Source organism: Sphingomonas sp. (genome assembly GCF_040398505.1).
In the GTDB taxonomy this organism is placed as follows: Bacteria; Pseudomonadota; Alphaproteobacteria; order Sphingomonadales; family Sphingomonadaceae; genus Sphingomonas.
This window is the reverse complement of the sequence record NZ_JBBATX010000007.1, coordinates 14,443-15,843: the sequence shown is the minus strand read 5'-3', so window position 1 is coordinate 15,843 and position 1,401 is coordinate 14,443. Positions and strand designations below refer to the sequence as shown.

The following is a 1,401-nucleotide window of genomic DNA, read 5'->3' as shown; positions in this document are numbered from 1 at the left end:
GATCTCGGGCTAGGCGAAGGCCGCGCGACCGTGTGGACGTGCGACCTCACCCATGGCTATATCTCGATCAACGCCGATTATCGGAGCTGATCACTGAAGGGCGGGTGACAGATCAGTGTTTTCTTCGATCCGCAGCATGCGGATCTCGCTGACCGTTGGCTGGAACCGGTCATAGATCCGCTTGAGTTCCTGCACGGCGAGGACGCAGTCGACCGCCGTAGTCCGCTCATTGCCGAAATACGTCGAACCTTGCTGACGCTCGAACCCCCGTCGGTTCAGAACGTCACCGACAACGCGATCGGCGTTCCGCCACGACGGGGTCGGATACATTTGCTCAAGCATCGTAACGTCAAGATCGAGCACGATCGCGTACATGCTGTTCCCTCCGCTTGCGCGTCGGAAATCCGCTCGATTGTGCCCGATCCCGATGCTCGTCCTCTTATCGTATTGCAGCGTCGGCGGATTGGCCACCTGCCAACTCGCCCTCAAGCCACGCCTTCAACCGGCCCTTGGGCTCGGCACCGACCTTGGTCGCGGCGGGAACGCCGTCCTTGAACAAGATCATCGTCGGGATTCCGCGCACGCCATATTTGCCCGGCGCATCGGGATTGTCGTCGATGTTGAGCTTGGCGATCGTCACTTGCCCGCCCAGTTCCTCGGAAATCTCTTCAAGGCTCGGGCCGATCATCTTGCATGGGCCGCACCATTCCGCCCAGAAATCGACGAGGACGGGGCCGGTCGCGTTGATGACGTCTGCGTCCCAGCTGGCGTCGGTAATGTGCTTGGTGGCCATGATAATCTCCTGTGGTTGCAACTGAAATAGGGTGTCGGGTGCGTTCCCTCAAGCGCGCGAACGCTAGCTTTGCTCCGTCAGTGCAAAGCCGGGCTTGTGCGCGTCCAATCGGGCGTCATCGAGCACGTGGAGTACCGGGCCACTGGTATAGAGCAACGCCGAATTGATCCGCCGCCCCGGGAAGATCACCGCCAGTGCCGCCGCGTACGCCGCCATTTGCCGCACATGATAAGGCGGGATCGCGTCGAGCGTCGCGGGGACGCCGCGCCCGGTCTTGAAATCGATCACACGGACAAGCTCCGGCGTCACCAGCAAGCGATCGACCGTACCCGATACGACGAAGCCGTCGGGCAGCACGGCGGCAATCGGTGCTTCGGCGAGCGAGTCGGGCCCGAATAGCGCGGCAAACGCCGGATCGTCGAGCACCGCAAGAACAGGCGCCGCGATCTCAGCCCGCGCCTGCGCCTCTTCAACCGCACCAACTCGCGCGAGCCAGCGGTCCGCTGCCTCGGCGCGCAGCTCCAGAGTAACCGCCGGCAGCCGCTCGAACAAGGCGTGGATCAGCCGCCCGCGCTCCGCCGCCGCGCGCATCTGCTCGGTTGGCGGCG

General features: G+C 63.5%; 4 protein-coding genes. 1 reads left to right on the top strand and 3 read right to left on the bottom strand.

The window, feature by feature from the left end; genetic code table 11:
- Positions 1-90 (top strand): bifunctional ornithine acetyltransferase/N-acetylglutamate synthase (locus tag ABWP09_RS01925; RefSeq protein WP_353203515.1); only part of this gene is annotated, 90 nt, incomplete at its 5' end.
- Here the strand turns inward: ABWP09_RS01925 and ABWP09_RS01920 are convergent.
- From ABWP09_RS01920 to ABWP09_RS01910, 3 genes are all read right to left on the bottom strand, one after another.
- Positions 91-375 (bottom strand): virulence factor, encoded by a 285-nt coding sequence (locus tag ABWP09_RS01920; RefSeq protein ID WP_353203478.1) that lies wholly within the window; start codon positions 373-375, stop codon positions 91-93.
- Positions 376-439: 64 nt separating this feature from the next.
- Entirely contained in the window at positions 440-793 is a 354-nt protein-coding gene (gene trxA, locus ABWP09_RS01915; RefSeq protein WP_353203477.1) for a thioredoxin TrxA, read from the bottom strand.
- A gap of 63 nt (positions 794-856) precedes the next feature.
- Positions 857-1,401 (bottom strand): PD-(D/E)XK nuclease family protein (locus ABWP09_RS01910; protein WP_353203476.1); only part of this gene is annotated, 545 nt, incomplete at its 5' end.

Coding starts and splice junctions, on each gene's coding strand:
- trxA (WP_353203477.1), bottom strand. CDS start 793: ATGGCCACCAAGCACATTACCGACGCCAGCTGGGACGCAGACGTCATC.
- ABWP09_RS01920 (WP_353203478.1), bottom strand. CDS start 375: ATGTACGCGATCGTGCTCGATCTTGACGTTACGATGCTTGAGCAAATG.